Annotated in this window: 12 protein-coding genes; 6 read left to right on the top strand and 6 right to left on the bottom strand. The window is 46.3% G+C overall.

Going from position 1 to position 19,075, the window contains the following annotated elements; translation table 11 throughout:
- Positions 1–8: 8 nt before the first annotated feature.
- The 6 genes from J2X77_RS01670 to J2X77_RS01695 all read right to left on the bottom strand — a co-directional run bounded on the left by J2X77_RS01670 (position 9) and on the right by J2X77_RS01695 (position 10,129).
- Positions 9–3,542, bottom strand: a complete 3,534-nt coding sequence (locus J2X77_RS01670; protein ID WP_310078681.1) for a SusC/RagA family TonB-linked outer membrane protein — start codon at positions 3,540–3,542, stop codon at positions 9–11.
- 249 nt (positions 3,543–3,791) lie between these two features.
- On the bottom strand, positions 3,792–5,018 hold the full coding sequence (locus J2X77_RS01675; RefSeq protein WP_310078682.1) for a FecR domain-containing protein: 1,227 nt from the start codon (positions 5,016–5,018) through the stop codon (positions 3,792–3,794).
- 87 nt (positions 5,019–5,105) lie between these two features.
- A complete protein-coding gene (locus J2X77_RS01680) occupies positions 5,106–5,780 on the bottom strand; it encodes an RNA polymerase sigma-70 factor (RefSeq protein WP_293888682.1) in 675 nt (224 codons plus the stop codon).
- A gap of 145 nt (positions 5,781–5,925) precedes the next feature.
- A complete protein-coding gene (locus J2X77_RS01685; protein WP_310078684.1) occupies positions 5,926–6,453 on the bottom strand; it encodes a hypothetical protein in 528 nt (175 codons plus the stop codon).
- Positions 6,454–6,464: 11 nt separating this feature from the next.
- Complete coding sequence (locus tag J2X77_RS01690) at positions 6,465–7,622, bottom strand: zinc-dependent alcohol dehydrogenase (RefSeq protein WP_310078687.1); 1,158 nt, start codon at positions 7,620–7,622, stop codon at positions 6,465–6,467.
- Between the two features lie 212 nt (positions 7,623–7,834).
- Positions 7,835–10,129, bottom strand: coding sequence for an excinuclease ABC subunit UvrA (locus J2X77_RS01695; RefSeq protein ID WP_310078689.1), 2,295 nt, complete (start codon positions 10,127–10,129; stop codon positions 7,835–7,837).
- Between the two features lie 48 nt (positions 10,130–10,177).
- Here J2X77_RS01695 and J2X77_RS01700 point away from each other — a divergent pair, with 48 nt between their 5' ends.
- The 6 genes from J2X77_RS01700 (at position 10,178) to J2X77_RS01725 (ending at position 19,000) form a co-directional block, all read left to right on the top strand.
- Positions 10,178–10,600: a MarR family transcriptional regulator gene (locus J2X77_RS01700; RefSeq protein ID WP_209579731.1), complete on the top strand. Its 423-nt coding sequence runs from the start codon at positions 10,178–10,180 to the stop codon at positions 10,598–10,600.
- A gap of 169 nt (positions 10,601–10,769) precedes the next feature.
- Positions 10,770–11,297, top strand: a complete 528-nt coding sequence (locus tag J2X77_RS01705) for an RNA polymerase sigma-70 factor (protein WP_209579733.1) — start codon at positions 10,770–10,772, stop codon at positions 11,295–11,297.
- Positions 11,298–11,341: 44 nt separating this feature from the next.
- Positions 11,342–12,394, top strand: a complete 1,053-nt coding sequence (locus J2X77_RS01710; protein WP_209579735.1) for a FecR domain-containing protein — start codon at positions 11,342–11,344, stop codon at positions 12,392–12,394.
- A 39-nt stretch (positions 12,395–12,433) separates the two neighbouring features.
- On the top strand, positions 12,434–15,679 hold the full coding sequence (locus J2X77_RS01715; protein ID WP_310078694.1) for a TonB-dependent receptor: 3,246 nt from the start codon (positions 12,434–12,436) through the stop codon (positions 15,677–15,679).
- Positions 15,679–17,070 carry a RagB/SusD family nutrient uptake outer membrane protein gene (locus J2X77_RS01720; RefSeq protein ID WP_310078696.1) on the top strand — a complete coding sequence of 464 codons (1,392 nt, stop codon included), beginning with the start codon at positions 15,679–15,681 and terminating at the stop codon, positions 17,068–17,070. The genes J2X77_RS01715 and J2X77_RS01720 overlap by 1 nt, the downstream gene beginning before the upstream one ends.
- A complete protein-coding gene (locus J2X77_RS01725) occupies positions 17,063–19,000 on the top strand; it encodes a TlpA disulfide reductase family protein (RefSeq protein ID WP_310078698.1) in 1,938 nt (645 codons plus the stop codon). Before J2X77_RS01720 ends, J2X77_RS01725 begins: the two co-directional genes overlap by 8 nt.
- The last annotated feature ends 75 nt before the right edge of the window (positions 19,001–19,075 follow it).

Here is a 19,075-nt window from a genome sequence, read left to right on the forward strand (position 1 = left end):
CATAATTCTTAAAATCCCATATTGATGCGAAATACATAGCTCGTGACGGGCGGCATACTGGCATAGCTACCATCAAACATATAATCTGGATCGATATCGCGGTCTGTCTTCTTCCACAAAAGGCCGAGATTGGTCGCCGTAGCGCCTATGCTCAACGATTTGATGGCCTTGTTGTTGCCTAGCAGGCTTGCCGGAAAGCTATAGTTTAGGGCGAGCATCTGCAGGCGGATGTTACTGGCATCGACGACATTGATGTCGGCGTATTCAAACCGTTGTATGCTATTGAGGTTGGTATTGATGACGCCAGGTATATCGGTATGGGCCTCATCTCCGGGCTTACGCCAGCGGTCTACCAAAGCCTTGCTGTTGGCCAGATAGCCATCAAAACCTGCTGTATTGTTTGGATATTGAGTGGAATTAACTTCTTTCCATCGCACCTTGTGACCAAATTTCATTGTCATGCGCGCTGTAAAACTAAAGTTCTTGTACGAAAGGGTGTTTGTCCAGCCACCAAAGTAAGGTGCATTCATGCGTCCCATATACCGTAGGTCAGTCGGTTTAAAATCATCGGTAGAGGCTTCTGAATCGAAGACCTTGCCTTGGCCGTCACGAATTTGGGAGCGGCCTTTGTTGTCGAGCCCCGCCCAATGGTAAGCAAAGATTTGATCAATAGGGTAGCCTTCAATTGGTGTGGAGGTCTCACCTGGGGTTTTCAACGTGTTTGGAAAGCGGTCGTCGGTCACTTCGTTGCTGCTATAAGCCAGGTTGAAAGCACTGTTCCACCTCCAGTTTGGCCCCTGAACGATCTTCCCCTGAATGCTCAGGTCAATACCCTGACTTTTCATATTGGCGGTGTTGAAAGCCAGGCTTGACCATCCATAGGTTGCATTGTATGGTACGGAAGCAACAATACCGTAAGATCTTTTTATGTAATAATCAAGGTTAACCGTCAAACGGCTTTTTAGGGCACTGAAATCCAGTCCGGTATTAAACGTCCGTGTGGTTTCCCAGCCCAGCAGCTGATTGGCGGGAATGCTGATAGATCCTGTTGGAAGCTGGGTATAAAAATCGGTGATGGAAGCTGAATACAAGGTGTATGAGGTACCGTCACGCGGTACAGATCCTCCTGTACCAATGCTTCCACGCCAGCTTAGTGCATTTATCCAGGGCAGCGCACGCATAAAGTTTTCCCGGTGTAGGTCCCAGCGCAGGCCGGTAGACCAAAAAGGTTTAGCGCGTTTCGAACGGTCGATACCAATAATCGTTGCATCGTCAAAACGTAGGCTACTGGTTAAAAAGTACTTCTCAAGCAGTGTATATCCTGCGTTGGCGTAGTAGCTCAGGTAGCGTATGCGGTCGATATTGATGGGGGCATCCTGTATATTTAATGTTTTATTGGCGCCGTAGATATCCTTGTAAGGCACCGTCGGATTGATGACAGTAGACTGATAGGTATCTTTATCAAAACCATAACGTGTTTGTAGATAGCCCATCATCTGGCTCTGGCGGATCTCGCTACCGGCAAATAGGTCTATCTGGTGGATATCGTTAAATTTTTTGGTTCCATCCAATTGGAAGCGTAGGGAGTAATCGTCTGTTTTGCTGTTAGAAGTGAGGTATTTGCCGCCCAAAGGAACCCCATAGGTCAGTTTGCCCGTGCTGCTGAGTGTGGTACCGTTATTGATCAGGTTGCGCATTTCATAGCTGTCGCCATCGCGGAGGCTTTCCATATTACGGAGGCCTTTTTGATAGGATCCTGATAACGATGCATTCAGCCAGCTCAAGGGATGGTAAGTCAATTGACCGGTGAAGCGCGTCAAGTTATTGTCGTATCTGTCGCTGCTGAGGTTCAGTTCATCCAGGTGGTTATAAGACCATGGTAAGTACCCTTGGCTTTCAAAACGCTGTTGGGCAACCTGTGGAGTGAAAGCAAAATAGCGGCTGATGCTCTTTCCATTGTCGTCCAATAACATATTGTAGGGAGTGAGTCCAAAAGTACCCGGGCTGATGGCAAGAATTGCAGCGTTGTTCACCTTGCTTTTCTGAATGATATGGTTGAGTCCTAAGGATACTTTTAGCTTGTTGTTAAAATAATTGTTTTCGATATTGAAAGTCAAGGACATGTTATTGGCATTGTTCTCCCGGTAGATCGGTCTGTCCTTTGAATACACGGCCGACGCATAATAGCGCGCTCCCTGCACAGCACCGTTAAACGATAGGTTATATTGTTGGCTTTGCGCGGCCTGTAACAGCTGATCGCGGATCTGCTGACGGTTGTCCATTTGTACCAGCTGACCAAGGATGCTACTTTCTTCGTCGGTACTGATTTCGCCGCGTTTGGCGCGGAACATCGTCATGATGGCGTCGGAGCGATTTGGTGCACGCCAGCCAGAGGCAGGATCGTAATAAAAATTATGATCAAAGAGCTCTTTTTCAAAGTCGATATATTCAGCAGCATTCATGTTCCGTAAATTATGCAGGTTTGGTGGAGCAGAGGTTCCGAGTGTGGAAGAGAAGTTTATGCTATTTTTTCCCATTTTCCCCGCCTTTGTTTCGATCACAATTACACCATTAGCAGCTCTTGATCCCCAGATAGAGGCTGCGGCGGCATCTTTCAGTACGGTGATGCTGGCGATATCGTCGGGATTGAAATTGTTGAGTATACCGGCACTTGTACTGGTGGCCGAAAGGCGGCTGCCTGATCCTGTCGGATTGCTGCTCAATTGTTGTTCCATCGCCGGAAATCCGTCGATAACGATCAGCGGTGTACTGGACGTACTGGAAAAGGTATTTGGCGAGCGTACGAGGATGCTATTGGTGCGCGTGTCAAATTGAACGCCAGGAATTTGCCCTTCCAATCGTTCGATCAGGCTCAAAGCCGGACTTTCCTGTATTTTTTTGTCATCTATAACCACCAGAGAGCCTGTGGCTTTGCTGGGGTCGAGCTTTTGATACCCTGTATTTGCCATAACAGATACTTCATCGAGCGCAGCAATCTGTTGTTTGAGGACAAATAACGGTCCCAGGTTGCTCGCAGGAGTACCGCTGAGGTCTATCTGCCGTACTTCATAACCCAAGTAGCTAATTTCGAGTATGGCATCGCTGGCAACATTGGATAATACAAATATTCCCTTTCCATTTGTTCGCGTTTGGTTAGGGGTGCCCTTGATCCGTACAGTTGCTCCGGCAAGTGGCCTTTGTTGCGTATCGGTAACGATTCCATTAATGGTGCGTTGCTGCTGCTGATCGGTGACAATAATGGTATTGTTGCGAACGATAAAGCCCAGCGACTGCCCTTGAAAGCAGAGCGCAAGCACCTCGGTAAGTTCAAGGTCACTTAAGTTGATTGTGAGTGCTGAGAACGATTTGTTGTGTTCGGGACGGATCACATAATCGTACCCAGTCTGTGTACGTACCTGTTGCAGGATCTGCTCAAGGCTGGCACGTTTGACATTTAGGTTGATTTTGTTTTGGCCATGCAGGGCCGTGGCTGTTTGTAAAAACAAAACCAAAAACAAAATGCAAAATAATTGAAATCGCATAAGCAATTTGATTATAAAGTTGGAAAAGATAGGCGGTCTGTGGGTCGGTTGATTTACCTGATACTTTTCATTAGCAAAAAAATATTGATACATTTGTTTGTTGATTTTTGGACATGGATGTCCCTCTTGACAAGGAGACATGTCATGCAGTTCATAATTTCGTAATAATGCTAGGCGTGAATTCAAAAATCAGTTCTAGGGGCGGTGCAACGCCTCTAGATTTATTTTGAAATCGTGGTTTTTCTTTCGTTAGGGTATTACCATCAACCTCCTTTCTTTGTCTACCGTGCGGATTTCAAATTTTATACCGGTGGTAGTTTCTAATATTTCAAGTACTTCCTGTAAAGTTTTCTTGCGCGATATACTGCTGATATACCGTTGGTTGTTGATCGGGCCAAGGTACGCTACGTCGATATTGTACCATCTTGATATCTGGGCCATGATCTCTTGTAACGTAGCCGAATCAAAGTAAAAATCGCCGTTTTTCCAAGAAAGATCTTTCGTGAGGTCGACTTCTAGCAGTGTAAATTCGTTGCCTGTCTGTATGATTTTTTGACCGGGTTTTAATAGGATAGGGGCTGGATTGGTAGGGTTGTTTAAGGCAATAGCTCCTTCTTCCAGGGTAAAACTTTGCTGTTTGTCTTCGCGATAAGCTTTGACATTGAACTTTGTGCCTAAAACCTGAATGGCATTTTGTCCGGCGTGGACAATAAATTCCTGCTTGATCATTTTATCGCCCGCACTAATTTGCCGTTTGCTCACTTCGAAGTACGCTTCGCCCTCTAGGGTCACTTCGCGTTTGGCACCTGTAAACCGTATCGGAAAAGTTAATTTACTATCCGCGTTGAGTCTGACTTGCGTACCATCCCCAAGCCGAATTTTGTAAGTATTGCCCTTTGGTACCACAAGTGTATTGCTTAGTATGGCTTGGCTGTTATTTTTGGAATCATCGTTCTGGTAAACAAGTTGTTCGTTATCGCTCCAGTCGATGAGAATTTCGTGGTCTTTTCGATTATAAGAACCATTGATTTTATTCAGGTCGATTTGTTCACCGTTCGACAAAATCAAGGAAGCGCCACTGCTTGCTGGCGGAATGGGGAGAACCTTTTCATTAACGTCTGAACTTGTTACAACTTCTGTCTTACGTATTTCACTGCTATTACCCTGGGATGAGGAGGTGGAATTCTGTCTAAGGAAATAATAGGAAGAACAGGCAATGACAGCAATAGATGCCGCTGCTGCAAACCATTTCTTCCAATTGGATCTGGATGGATGCTGTAGATGGATGTCGGTGTCGATGCCGTTCCAGATATCGGAAAGATCCGCCTGCAATTCTTGGGCTGTTAGATCAAAATCAGGAAGCTGTTTTGCATGGCTGATATACCAATCATCCACAAAGGCTTTTTCGCTATCCGAACATTGATCTGATGCATATCTTTTGAGTAGATCACGATCTACTTTTAACGGTTCTCTCACGTATGATGGTGTTGTTGTTTTGGAGTATAACAGTTAACTCGGCAACAGGTCCCAGATCAAAATGATTTTTTTTTAAAAGAAATAGGACTACTGAGATTGGTCCGGAAAAAAAGCAAGCATAAACAGAAGCAAGGGCAACTTTTGGCGCAACAAATGGAGCGCATTGGATAGTTGATTCTTTACTGTTTTTTCGCTGATGCCTAGCTTTTCGGCAATTTCCCGGTGGCTAAGGTACTGCTTACGGCTTAACTGAAATATTTCACGCATTTTTTCCGGAAGATTTTGGATCTCTCGCTCAATGATGTCCTGCAATTGTTTCTCGCGTATCACATGATCGGTATCTGCTACGTAGGTGGATGCATAAGAAGACATACTTTCTAAGTATTTATCCACCACTTTGCTGTGCGAAATATGGTTGATCAATTCATTTTTAACGATTTGATAGAGATAAGCGGAAAGCTTGATATCTGTCGGCAGCCTGTTACGTATCGACCAGATCTTGACAAATACTTTTTGAAGGATATCTTTTGCCTCCTCGCGATCGCGAATAAATCGGTTTGCATGGACGTACAAAGGCATACTATAGCGCTGGTAAATGACAGAGAAAGCTTTCTCGTCATCCTGGCGAATCAGATCAACCAAGATCCCATCGGATAGTATGGCGTAATCGTTGTCCTGCATGTTGTGTGTAGTACGTTTTTCTAAGGTGAATAACAGAAATCCGGCCCAGCTTTTTTGCCAAACTTCATCAATTAATAACACAAATATAACTTTTTAATAAAATAAGTGTGAATTTTTTGCGAAAATTCAACTTTCTAGGCGGGGTCATTGGGGAGACGACCTCGAGATACCCAAGATCCATTCTGTTGCTTATCAATAGCAACAGAATGGATTTGGTATAATTAGTTTATCTTTTATTTTCCCTTTTCGAACAAAGCTGAAAAGCTACTAATCCAATCAATAGCCCAGCGACAACAGTTTTCCCTATGAAAGCTTTTTTATTATACTTCCATTCGGCACCTAGTCCAAGTTCTTTGGCGATATTGGGAAGATGGCCTTTCGCGATGTCTTCAACAACACCTTCCAGCATATCGACACGGTCTGCCAGTACCAGCGGGAGCCAGCGGCCGTAGCTGGATTCGCTATATTTAAAGGCAATCCGTCGAATGGCGCCACTCAGTCCTTTGGGTGGATTGCCCGTTCCATAAACTGCTGTTAGGTTGGGGCGTTCAACAGAATGCAGTATCTCAACCGTTTCTTCCTGCAATGGGGGGCGCTGCCACGAATAGCCCTGATGTTCTTGGTTGTTTCGTTTTTTGATGGGATAGGTGGGGTCGTTTTTGGGGTCAAAATCGATTCCCCAGCCCTTGATATGCCCATATTCCGATTGTCTATCGTTGATAAAATCTTCGGGTGTAGTTTGATCTGTTATCATAGTAAAATATCTTAAATCGAAGCCGATGGTGGAATTAACACAGTTTTGATACAATGATCCAATTTGGAAGAGAAGAGGTGATATGCATCACCGACTTCTTCGAGTGGAACGCGATGTGTAATCAGCTCTTTGGGATTGATAACGCCATCCTTTACATGTTGGATCAGTTTGGGTAGCAGCCGCTTCACCGAAGCTTGGTTGGCCCGTATGGTGATTCCTTTATTTAACACATTGCCAATAGGAACCAAACTATTTGTAGGACCATAGACGCCTACAATAGACACAATACCCCCTTTTTTTACGCTATTAATCGCCCAATGTAATGCCGTGGTCGATCCGCCCTGTAGCATCAGGTATCTTCCCAGAAGACTATTCATGGTGTTACCTGCCGCCTCACAGCCCACCGCATCGATGCATACATCAGCGCCGAGTGAATCGGTGACCGTTTTGATAAAAACGACGGGATCGCCTATGGAGCGGAAATTGACTGCCTCACACTGGGCGTAGCGTTCGGCAAATTCGAGCCGATAGTCGACATGGTCGATTATAATCACGCGGGCAGCCCCGAACAGCCAGGAGCACTTGGCAGCCATAATACCAATTGGACCGGCACCAAAGACCACCACCGTATCTCCGGGTTGAATTCCCGCCATTTCGGCCGCCTGATAACCTGTCGGTACAACATCGGTCAGCAAAACCGCATCGTCGGGATCCATCCAGTCGGGAATGACGACCGGACCAACATCTGCGTAGGGCACCCGAACATATTCGGCTTGCCCACCTGCATAACCACCCGCAGTATGGGAATAGCCAAAGATACCGCCTACCGCAGTCGCTTCAGGATTGGATTCATGGCAGTTACCATACAGCTCCTGCCGACAGAAGGCACATTTACCACAGGCAATATTAAAAGGCACCATCACCCGGTCGCCAACTTTTAAATTTTCTATTCCAGCGCCTACCTCGACCACTTCACCTATAAATTCGTGTCCAAAGGTAGAACCCACCCGGGTGTCTGGTACTAAACCATGGTAAAGATGCAAGTCAGATCCGCAGATACAGGAGCGCAATACCCGCACGATGGCATCCTGCGGATGGAGGATCTCTGGCATGGGGGCATTTTTATCGGCACGTACGCGATAGGGCCCCCGGTAATTCATTGCAAGCATAATTCCTAAATTTTTAAACTGTCAAAAAAGCCAGCGTCCGTTCGATGACACTTACTTAGGAAGGAATGTGGTGATCCATTCGTTTGCCTATTTTACCGATAGGGGACTTATACGTATACAACGTATTTAGAACATCAAGGGAATCCAGTTTGAATTTATAGTGTATTTCAACAATCCAAAACCCAAGAATCAGCGTTGTTAAAGCGCTTATCCTAAGTTTCAATTTGAGGGTTACTTTTTTTGCCGATTGCGGCTGCAGAATGGACATGTTTTCGTAAACAAGATCCCGTTAATGAGACTTTATCTTTGAGCAAATCCGCAACGGTACCTGTAAATACTACAGTACCGCCATACTTACCTGCTCCAGGCCCAATATCGATAATCCAATCGGCCTGCGCAATGACATCGAGGTTATGCTCGATAACGATCAGCGTATTGTGGTTGTCCACCAGATTATTGATAAAGTTTAACAGCTTTTCGGTATCGTTTGGATGCAAGCCTGTGCTGGGTTCATCAAGCACGATAATTTTGTTGGAGTGCTTCAGTTCTTTGGTCAGTTTGAGCCGCTGTCTTTCACCTCCCGAAAAGCTGTCTGAACGTTGTCCTAAGGTCAGATAACCCAGCCCGAGTTGGAGTAACAGGTCAAACGACTGGCGATAGAGTTTATCCGGGAAAAAATCATAGGCTTCCTCTACGGTCATATCCATCACCGTAACAATATTTTTGTTATTGTAAAGATACTTTAAGACCGCAGGCTTAAAGCCCGAGCCGCCGCAGATCTCGCAGGTCTGTTCAATATCATCCATAAAGGCCAGGTCAATTTTTTCGATGCCGATACCTTTGCAGTTTTCACAGGCGCCGACGCTATTTCGGCTAAAAAGCTGATCGGATACCTGATTGGCTTTTGAAAACAGGGTTCGTATCGCATCCGATAAGCCCAGGTAGGTCAACAAATTGGAGCGTGAGCCCATTGAAAATAACGACTGGTCGATAATGGTTGCTTCGGGATAAAATTTGGGCAGCACTTTGTTGATCAGGGTGCTCTTGCCCGAGCCCGCCACGCCGGTTACCACGGTCATCAACTTTTCGGGAATCTTGACCTGGATGTCTTTCAGATTATGCAGATTGGCATGCCTGATTTCCAGATATCCCTGTGCCGATCGTGGTTTAGTATTCAGTTGGGGTGTTTTGGCAAAGTACTCGCCTGTTTTTCCTGTGGATGTTTTTAGCCCCGCAACCGTACCGTTATAGACAATCTCGCCGCCGTTTTTTCCCGACGCTGGTCCCATATCGATGACCCGGTCGGCTATGCGGATCAAATCGGGGTCGTGCTCAACGAGCAAAACAGTATTGCCTTTATCCCGTATCTGTTTAATAATTGCAGCTATGTTCTGTAAATCCATTGGATGAAGTCCGATGCTCGGCTCGTCAAAAATATAGAGTAAATCTGTCAGCCCGCTCCCTAGGTTTCGCACCATTTTTATGCGCTGACTTTCCCCGCCCGACAGCGTGTCTGTTCTTCTGTCCAAAGTCAAATACTGCAAGCCGATGTCAACGATATGTTGCAGTTTCTTTTTCAGTTCGGTAAGAATAACATCAAAAGTGTTGGATGGTAAAGAAGCAACAAATTCCAGCAGCTCATCGATCGAAAGGGACGTACAGTCGGCAATGCTTTTGCCCGCTATTTTACACGACAGAATCGTATCATTCAACCGTTTTCCCTTGCATACTGGACAAGTTTTGTTAACGATAATGGTGTTTAAAGCCTCTTTTCGGCTCATGATTTCCTTAGACTGCTTTTTGAGGAATGCTTTTTCAATGCGAGGGATAATACCCTCATATTGGACCGTTTTTCCCCATTCCGGATCAGGATGTTCGGGCTTGTGTTCGGCAGCGTGCAAAAGAAGATCCCATTCCTGCGGTGTATAGTCTTTCAGTTTTTTATCGCTGTCAAAATAGCCTGACTGGGTGTAGCGTGTCAGGCGCCAGCCACCTGGTTGAAAGGTCGGAAATCGGATAGCTCCTTCGTTCAGCGATTTTTGCTTGTCGATAAGGCGATCTACATCAATGGTCTGCATAATGCCCAGCCCTTCACAGGCCTTGCACATCCCCAAGGGATTATTGAATGAAAAGACATTTGAATAGCCGACAAAGGGTGTACCCATGCGCGAGAAAAGCAAGCGGAGGGAAGCATTTATATCAGTAGCAGTGCCTACGGTCGACCGTGCATTGCCGCCCAATCTTTTTTGATTAATAATAATGGGGACATTTAGGTTGTCGATTTTGTCGACATCAGGAACGCCGATATGCTGCAGCCGGTTTCGGATAAAACTGCCCTGTGTTTCGCTGAACTGCCTTTGCGCTTCAGCACCTATCGTTTCAAAGACCAAAGACGATTTGCCCGAACCGGAAACTCCTGTAAAAACCGTGATCTTTTTCTTTTCGATCTGAACCGAAATATTCTTGAGATTATTTTGTCGGGCATGTATGATGTGAATATGTTCCATAATCATTAACTTTGGTAATTATTAACTAAGTTAACTATTTTGGGTAATATGAACAAAACCGAACGCAAATTTTATGAAGTATTTACCGATTTACAATGCTTCATCTTGGCCAATATGAATAGGGGCGACATCAATGGCGTAACAGCGACCCACTATAATATGATCGAATATATTTACCGCCACGATCATTGTATCGTCAAACAGATTGCGCAGGCCTTTAACATAAGTCCGCCCGCAGTTTCCAAACAGCTCAAATTTTTGATTGCCAATAATCTCGTTGAGCAGCAGCAATCCTCGGCCGACCGCCGTATATTCAATTTGAGCGTAACGGATCAAGGCAAGTTTATTATCGACAATTCGGAGAATTTCAGGGAAACGGTGGCCAAAGACGCGGCTAAAAGCTTGACGGAGGAGGATTTAGATAAGCTGAGCGAATTGCTCCAGAGAGTCTTGACAACAATAAAAAAGTAGTATTGTGTTTTATATAAAATTACTTTTTTCAATGCTCAAATGTGCGCAAAAAAGATAAAATGCTTGCAGTTGCATTATTCTACTGGTTTTGTAAGAAATCCATCATCAATTGACTTTGCTAAAAATAAAGCCTAATTTTGACTTATCAACTATAGCTAAACCATCGAGAATGAACGTAACGCATGTCAGACAATTGTTTACCCAACTTTATGAAGAAAATTGGGGCAAGCTGTACGTGCATGTTTTCCGCATGTTGGATGACCAGGACGAGGCCCGTGATATTGTACAGGAAATTTTTACCAATCTCTGGGATCGCATGGAGCGTCTGGAAATCGTACACTCGTATCACGCTTATCTTTATCGCTCTGCCCGTAATCTGGTGATCAACCGCATTGCAAACCAAGATGTGGGACGTAAATATGATAACTACCTGCAACATGCTGTCCCAACATTTGAAGTGATGCCCGACGAACTGTTGCGGGAGAAAGAATTAGCGGAGCAGATCGACAAAGCGATTGAAAGGCTGCCGCGTAAAATGGCTCTGATCTTCAGGAAAAGCCGTTTTGAACAACGGAGTTATCGCGAGATCGCAGCAGAACTTGATATTTCTGAACAGACGGTTAAAAAGCAGATTTACAATGCTTTGACGGTTCTGAGAAAAAAAATACGCACAATTTTTATTTTTTTCTACCACTAAGTTGCCGCTATCCTGTCTTCTAAATAGTATACAGGATAGTACCTATGAAACAACGATTAACGAAACAATTACTGGAGAAGTACCAACAGGGTATGTGCAGCACTGAAGAAAATGCACTTGTCGAAAGTTGGTACAATCAGCTCAGCCGGCAAAATAATGCAAAAGACATTCCTGAACTGGATCTGGCTGCCGAAGACCAGTTTTTCCAACAGCATATTTTTGGTCCCGAATGGCGGGCTAAACGCCATAAAAAAGCCTATTTAAAGGTTGCAGCCAGTATGGTGTTTTTTTTGATGGCCGGTGCGGCGATATACTTCTTTTCCCCGCGGCAGCAAGCTCCGAAGCCATTGCCCTTTAGTATTGGTCAATTTCAGGCCGATCTGTTGATCGGAAATGAGGTGATGAGCCTGAGTAAGGAAAAGCCGTTTAGCCCCGAGTGGCTCGATCGGCATAAGGATAGCAACGTGGCGCTTCAAACCAAAAGGGGACAGGAATTTAAAATGGAACTTCCGGATGGGACGCTGGTGTGGTTAAATGCCGACAGCAAGCTCAAAATTGAACCGGGGTATAATGAACATAAACGTTCGGTATTTCTGGAAGGTGAGGCTTATTTTAAGGTGGCCAAAAATAAAGCGAAACCTTTTATTGTGCACGTGGGGAACACCCGTATCGAAGCACTGGGGACAGCTTTCAACGTGAAGTTGTATCCAAAGGACAACGCGCTTTTAACGACCCAGCTTGACGAAGGGAAAATACGGGTCAGCAATGCTGGCCTGGACGAGATTCTGCTGCCCGGACAGCGGATCCAGCTGAATGTGCTGAATGGAGCCTTCCAGCGGCTGGCGGAAAACAGCCAGCCCGATATAGCCAACTGGAAAGACGGGTACTTTGAATTTGACCAGACACCGTTGCCTGAGATTTTAGCGGATCTGGCGCGTTGGTACAATTTCACCTATAGCCTGTCGCCTGCCTATAAAAATAAAGTCCTTAGTGGAAAAATCAGCAAAAAAGAATCCTTTGAAGAAGTGTTGAAGATTTTACGCTTCGCCGGTATCAATTATACCATTGAGAAAAACGAACTCTTGCTTATTCCCTAACCAAAATCGTAACAAACGAATTTTCAATCTAAATACCTTATGAAAAAGTCCGTAAAAACCCTGCTATTGATGCTGATGCATGTGAATGCCTATGCTTTGACCCAGCAGGCAGACAAGTCAATTGACCATGTCCGATTTAAACAGCTCGTCAAATCCATCGAGCAACGCAGTGATTATCGCTTTGTGTATGATCCCAATGAGATCAATCCGGATCTACCAGTAGATGTCAATTTAAACAACGCCAATATTCCTGAACTCCTCAGGCAGGCGTTCTCAGCTAAAGGCATACGCTACCAAATTGTCAAAAATACCATCGTGCTCCAGGGGAAGGGGGCTGCAAAGGCGGTCCAGATGACCATTTCCGGTCAAGTCAGCAATGGATCCGGTGCAGCGCTTGAAGGGGTTAGTGTACGTGTTAAAAATAAGGTAGCTAGTACTATGACCGATGCTAACGGTCGTTTTAGTTTAAATGGCCTGCAGCAGGATGATATACTACTTTTGAGTTATGTGGGCTACCGCAGCAAGGAAGTCACGGTTCAGGCTAAGGGTATCATCGACATCAGTCTCGAGGTAGATCCCGGTAACCTGGATGAGGTAGTGGTAATCGGTTACGGGACGTCTTCGATACGCAAAAATACGGGTTCGGTATCTAGCGTCACGAGCAGGGAGATCGAAACACAACCGGTACTAGACCCCTTGGCGGCCTTGCAGGGGCGCGTTGCGGGACTTAATATCGCTTCCAATTCGGGCTTGCCGGGCAGCTCCTTTCAGGTGCAGCTGCGTGGCGTCAACTCTTTGACTAATGGCAGCAGTCCGCTTTACATCATCGACGGTATTCCATTTTCGGACGAAAGTATGAATCAGTTTACCGCGGCCAATGGCAACCAAAGCCCGCTCAGCCTGATCAATCCCAAGGATATTGAACGCATCGATGTGCTTAAGGATGCTGATGCGACAGCCATTTATGGCTCCCGGGGCGGAAATGGGGTGATCTTGATAACCACAAAAAAAGGAAATAAGAGCGGACTTAAAATAGACTTTAATGCCAATGTAGGCTCCGGTAAGGCCATTCGCAACTTGAAGATGCTGAACACCGAGCAATATCTGGATATCCGGAAGGAGGGATTTAAAAACGATAACTGGACAGCGACAGCAGATAATGCGCCGGATCTGCTCACCTGGGATCAGTCCGCCTACAGCGACTGGCAAAAGGTGTTTTATGGTGCATCGGCCCCTTTCTCTACCTATCAGCTGTCATTTTCCGGAGGAAACGAAAATACCCAATACCTGGCCAGTGCCAATTTCAATCGGCAGGGTGACCCCTTGCCCGGTAACAAGAATTATCAGCGTGGTGGTGCGTTGTTGAACTTGTCTACGCAATCCAAAGACCAGCGATTTAAACTCAACAGCAGTTTCAACCTCAACCTGGACCGTAACAATACGGTACCTACAGATATTGCACAGTTTTATAACCTGGCGCCCAATTATCCCATATACGATGAAAATGGCGACTATTATTGGTTTCAGCAGAGCTTACAGAATCCCGCCGCCTATATGGAGCGCTCGAGTGTTTCTAAATCGAAATCTCTGCTGGCCAACTTTTCCGCCGAATACGCGATCTTACCCGAATTGGTCGCAAAAGTCAACCTGGGCTACAACCTCAAAAGCATGGACCAGACGCGCTTGCTGCCCAATGCGGGATTTAATCCATTGACGAGTACGGGTTCCATGGCCTCTTACGGGAATTCGGATTATCAGTCCTATATCATTGAACCGCAATTAAACTACAGCAAAACAATTGGTAAACATGATTTTAAACTGCTTTTGGGCGGAACCTGGCAGCAAAGGGTCAGCGAAGGAAAATACTTCGATGGCAGCAGTTACCCGAGTGATTCGCAGTTGGACAATATCGGTGCTGCAGGTATCCTTGTGAACCGCAACAATCAGTATGCAGATTACCGTTACCAGTCTGCATTTGCACGTATCAATTATGCTTATGCCGACAAATATCTGTTAAATTTCAGCTACCGAAGGGATGGCTCTTCCCGCTTTGGGCCCAACAACAAGTACGGTAACTTTGGGTCTATCGGTGCAGCCTGGGTGTTCAGCAGCGAAGAATTTCTCCAGGATCAGTCTATCTTGAGCTTCGGTAAGCTTCGTGCCAGCTGGGGGGTGACGGGTAATGACCAGATCGGTGATTACCAATACCTGGATACCTGGGGCACAGGCTTTGCCTACCAGGGCATTACGGGACTTTATCCGACACGGGTGTTTAATCCTAATTTTGGATGGGAAGAAATTAAAAAGAAAGAACTGGGGCTCGACCTTGGATTTTTCAGGGACCGTATTTTCCTCACGGCCAATTATTACAACAATAGATCGGATAATCAGTTGATCAATATCGTGCTCGCACCGCAGACGGGCTTCAGTTCGTATTTTGGTAATACGCCGGCCCTGATCGAAAATAAAGGTTTGGAGTTTGAGCTCAGCAGTGTGAATATCCAAAAGGAAAAGTTCAGCTGGAAAACCAATTTCAATATCACTTTCCCGTCCAATACCCTGCTGGAATATCCCATGCTTGCGAGTAGCAGTGATGTGCGGCGATATGTCATTGGCGAGTCCACCCGTATCGTCCGCGGATTTCAGTTTACGGGAGTGGATCCACAAACCGGGGTCGCCCAATTCCGGGATGTGGATGGTGACGGGAAAATTACGGATTTCAACGATTATGTGACGCTGGGATCCCTGCTGCCCAAGTACTATGGTGGTATGGGCAATAATCTGAGTTATGGCGATGTGAGCCTTGGATTTCTATTTCAGTTTGTCAAACAGGAGGGACCATCCATTGGTTACGGCCCACAGGCAACGACTATCGGCGGACTGGGCAATCTGGATGAATATGTGTTAAACCGTTGGCAGCAGCCTGGTGACCTGACGGATGTACCACGCGCTACGGCCAATAGCGCCAACGACGCCAACCTGGCTTACCGTAATTACTACCGCTATTCTTCAGCCGTATGGGACGATGCTTCGTTCATCCGCTTAAAAAATGTATCGCTCAGTTACGATATCTCCAAATGGGCAAAGAAGATCAATATAAACCGTGCTGTGGTACAGTTCAATGCGCAGAACCTCTTTACCTGGACAAGCTTCAGAGGTATGGATCCCGAGATGCCTGGTTTTGACCGCACGTATGTTTCGGATGTCAATCCCTTTGGTTCGGTACGCAACAGCGCCACACCATCCATGGGCACGTATACATTTGCGGTTCAGCTCACTTTTTAATGATCATAAAACTAAAGACTTATACCATGAACAAATATATCATCTACAGCCTTTTTGCGACACCACTGCTAAACATCTCCTGCAATAAATTTTTGGCCGTAGACCCGCCCAAGACCGAAGTGGCGGCAGAGTCGGCCTTCAGTGACGAAAAGACGGCCACAGCAACCGTGGGCGGACTCTATACCAGTATGAACAACTACAATAATCAGTTTGCCAGTGGACTGATGTCTATCGTGCTGTCCAGCCTGGCCGACGATTATAACTCAGCCTTTACAAGCTACGATGAGTACAAATACAATAGGCTGAGTCCCGCGACCTCGTATCTCGATCGGCTCTGGTCGCAACCCTATAGCTATATCAATCACAGCAATAAGATTATCGAGGGCCTTGAAGCGTCGGCACTCAGCGCCAAGGTAAAGGCGCAGCTCTCTGCAGAAGCGCGTTTTACGCGGGTATTCAATTACTTTTACCTGAGCAACCTCTTCAATAGAGTGCCCTTGATCACCGATACCAAGGATCTGGAAGCCAACAACCGAAAAGGCCCGGCATCCAGGGAAGAGCTCTATGCTTTCATGGTGGATGATCTGCAAAAAGCTGCTGTCGATATTGCGGATGCCTATCAGGGGAATGAGCGTACCCGCCCCAATAGAAAAGCGGTTGACGCGCTATTGGCCCGGGTATATCTGTATCATGCTGACTGGGCCAATGCCGAAGCGATGGCCGACAAAGTTATCGCGGATAACCGGTACGAACTGTCGCGCGACCTCAATACCGTTTTTTTGAAAACGAGCAAAGAGGCCATCTGGCAGCTGCAGACCGTTAATCTTTCTACTGCTGGGGTCAATACCTGGGAAGGTTTCAGCATCGTTCCGACTGTAGCGACGGCACGAAGTTACTATCAGGTGTATGATGCGACCGTGGCAGTCTATGAGCCGAACGACTTGCGCAAATCGCAATGGTTAAAGCCTTATGTGGTCAATAATAAGACGCTTTATATGCCGTATAAGTATAAGGTGCGCACAGGCGCACCTGTTACCGAATACAATACGGTGCTGCGCCTTGCCGAGCAGTATCTGATCCGTGCCGAAGCGCGGCTAAACCAGAATAAGTTGCCGGCGGCATTACAGGATATCAATCAAATCCGCGAGCGTGCAGGCCTTGCTGCATTTCCACAAACCCTGGACAAGGCGAGCATCGCCCTGGCACTTGAAAAAGAGCGTCAGCTGGAACTGCTCGGCGAATGGGGACACCGTTGGTTTGACCTGGTGCGAACAAACAGGGCCCTGCCTGTACTTTCGAAGGTCAAAACAGACTTTACTGAAAGCGATACCAAAATACCGATCGCCAGTGCTATTCTAATCACAAATGCTAACCTCCAACAGAATGATTAAGCTATATAAACAGGCCTCGCTGCTATTTAGACAGGCCTTGCTGCTGCTGTTGCTGCCAGCAACCTTGGGAGTGCAGGCACAAGTAAGCATTTCGCCGCAAAAAGCAGCGGCCGGTGATACCGTGACCATCAGCTTTGATCCGGGAAAATCTACTGATGCCCCAATTGAAGGGCCATTTTTTGTGGATTTCAACTATTCAAATTTTTACGAATTCCCGAGCCGCATGCCCATGCAGCAGGAGGGTGGAATCTGGCGTGTGCGTTTTAAACTGCCGGCCTACGCTAACTTTTCCTGCTTTACGATTGCCGACAAAGACAAGAAATTTGTACAGCAGGCAAGCGATAGCAGTCAGTATGAGATCTACGTCTATAAGCAGGGAAAACTGATTGCTGGCAATTACCTTGGGAAATCATACAGTGTACCGGTCCAAGATAAGACTTCGGATCATATCCTTGCTACACAGGAATATTACCTCAAGAAGGAGCTGAGTCTGTATCCCGACAATTACGAGGCACAGCTCCGACTGATTGTGCTACAGATGAAAAACGCTGGTCCGGCCCAGCAGGAGCGGCTGTTGCAAAAGGGCTTGGCGGTGGTGGAACAAAAATTTAGAAGCAATCCGCTCTTTGAAGGGAACCTCAACAAGGTGACCATGGGTTATCTGATACTCGGCCAAAATCAAAAGGTGGATTCGATCCGCCAGGTGGTGGTCGACGAGTTTCCCAACAAGAGGATCGGCATAGCCTATCGGCTCAATAAATTGTTTCGCGAGCAGGATTCCACGGCAGTGGTTGCCAAGATCGGGCAGCTTCTTGGCCTTAAAACCGCCGATAATGAGGCGGCCTATGGCAGCGCTTACGACTATCTTTTTACCTACTATGTGCGGCATGGTGACAGCGTACAGGCCAAGAAATACCTGCCCCTGATCACCCGATGGGAGCAAGATCCCTACAAATGGCGCGCATACCATCATTATGTGCAGCTGCTCTTGGATCGTAAGCTGATGCTGCAGGATGCGTCCAAACTCAATTTATATCTACTTGATAGTGTTGCGGCCTATCCGGTAAGTTTAATACGCTATTTCCCCGAAACGGGCTATCTGGTGGCCCACGATCCCAGCAAGGCGGATAAGCTTACTGCGGTAAAAGCAGAAATTATGGCCAATCAGGGACTTATAGCTGCTCAGTTAAACCAGCCTGAAGCGGCCCGGGGCTGGTTTGCCAAAAGTATCCCTACACTCAAATCGGCGGCACTGCTCCGGGCAGTGGCCATACAGTATCAGCAGTGGAATGATCCAAACAGTGCAATACCCGCATTGGAGGCAGCCTATCGTTATGCTCCTTTTGATGCGACGACGCGTGAGCTTCTCGACAAAGCGATCATTAAAAACGGAACGGACAATGCTGCCGAACGGCAGGCTTATTTTAGCAAGCTTGACAAGCAATGGAAACAAGGATATTACCAGGAGTTTCAGAAAATCATCGGCAGTACGCCATTTCCAGAGGATATCAGCATTGTCGATATGGACAAGAAACCGTTGCTCAAAACGGAACTGAAGGACAAGATTGTCATCATTGATTTTTGGGCAACCTGGTGCAAGCCCTGCATCGCCTCATTTCCCTATTTGCATCAGGTATACAAAAAATATGCGGATGATCCGCAGGTGAAGTTCGTTGTCCTCAATTCGGGCAGTGGAAACAGCTGGGACGATGCGTACAAATGGGCAAAGGCCAATCCCGAATTTGACTTTACATTTTATTACAATCAGGATAAAAAGCTCAGTAGCAAGCTGGATATCACATCGATTCCGACAACATTGATCCTGGACAAAAAGGGGAACATCCGCTTTCGGAAAGTGGGATTTGAAGGTGAAAAGCTACTGCAGAGCTTGGATGCCATGATCGAATACCTGAAAGAATTGGAGGATTAATTTGTTGAATGCGTCCATGCAGCTGTTCGGGCATTAAAAAAGACTTGAATAACAAAGGGTTTAATGATTGAAGAC

The sequence above is a fragment of the Sphingobacterium sp. 2149 genome (assembly GCF_031455655.1).
Lineage (GTDB): Bacteria > Bacteroidota > Bacteroidia > Sphingobacteriales > Sphingobacteriaceae > Sphingobacterium.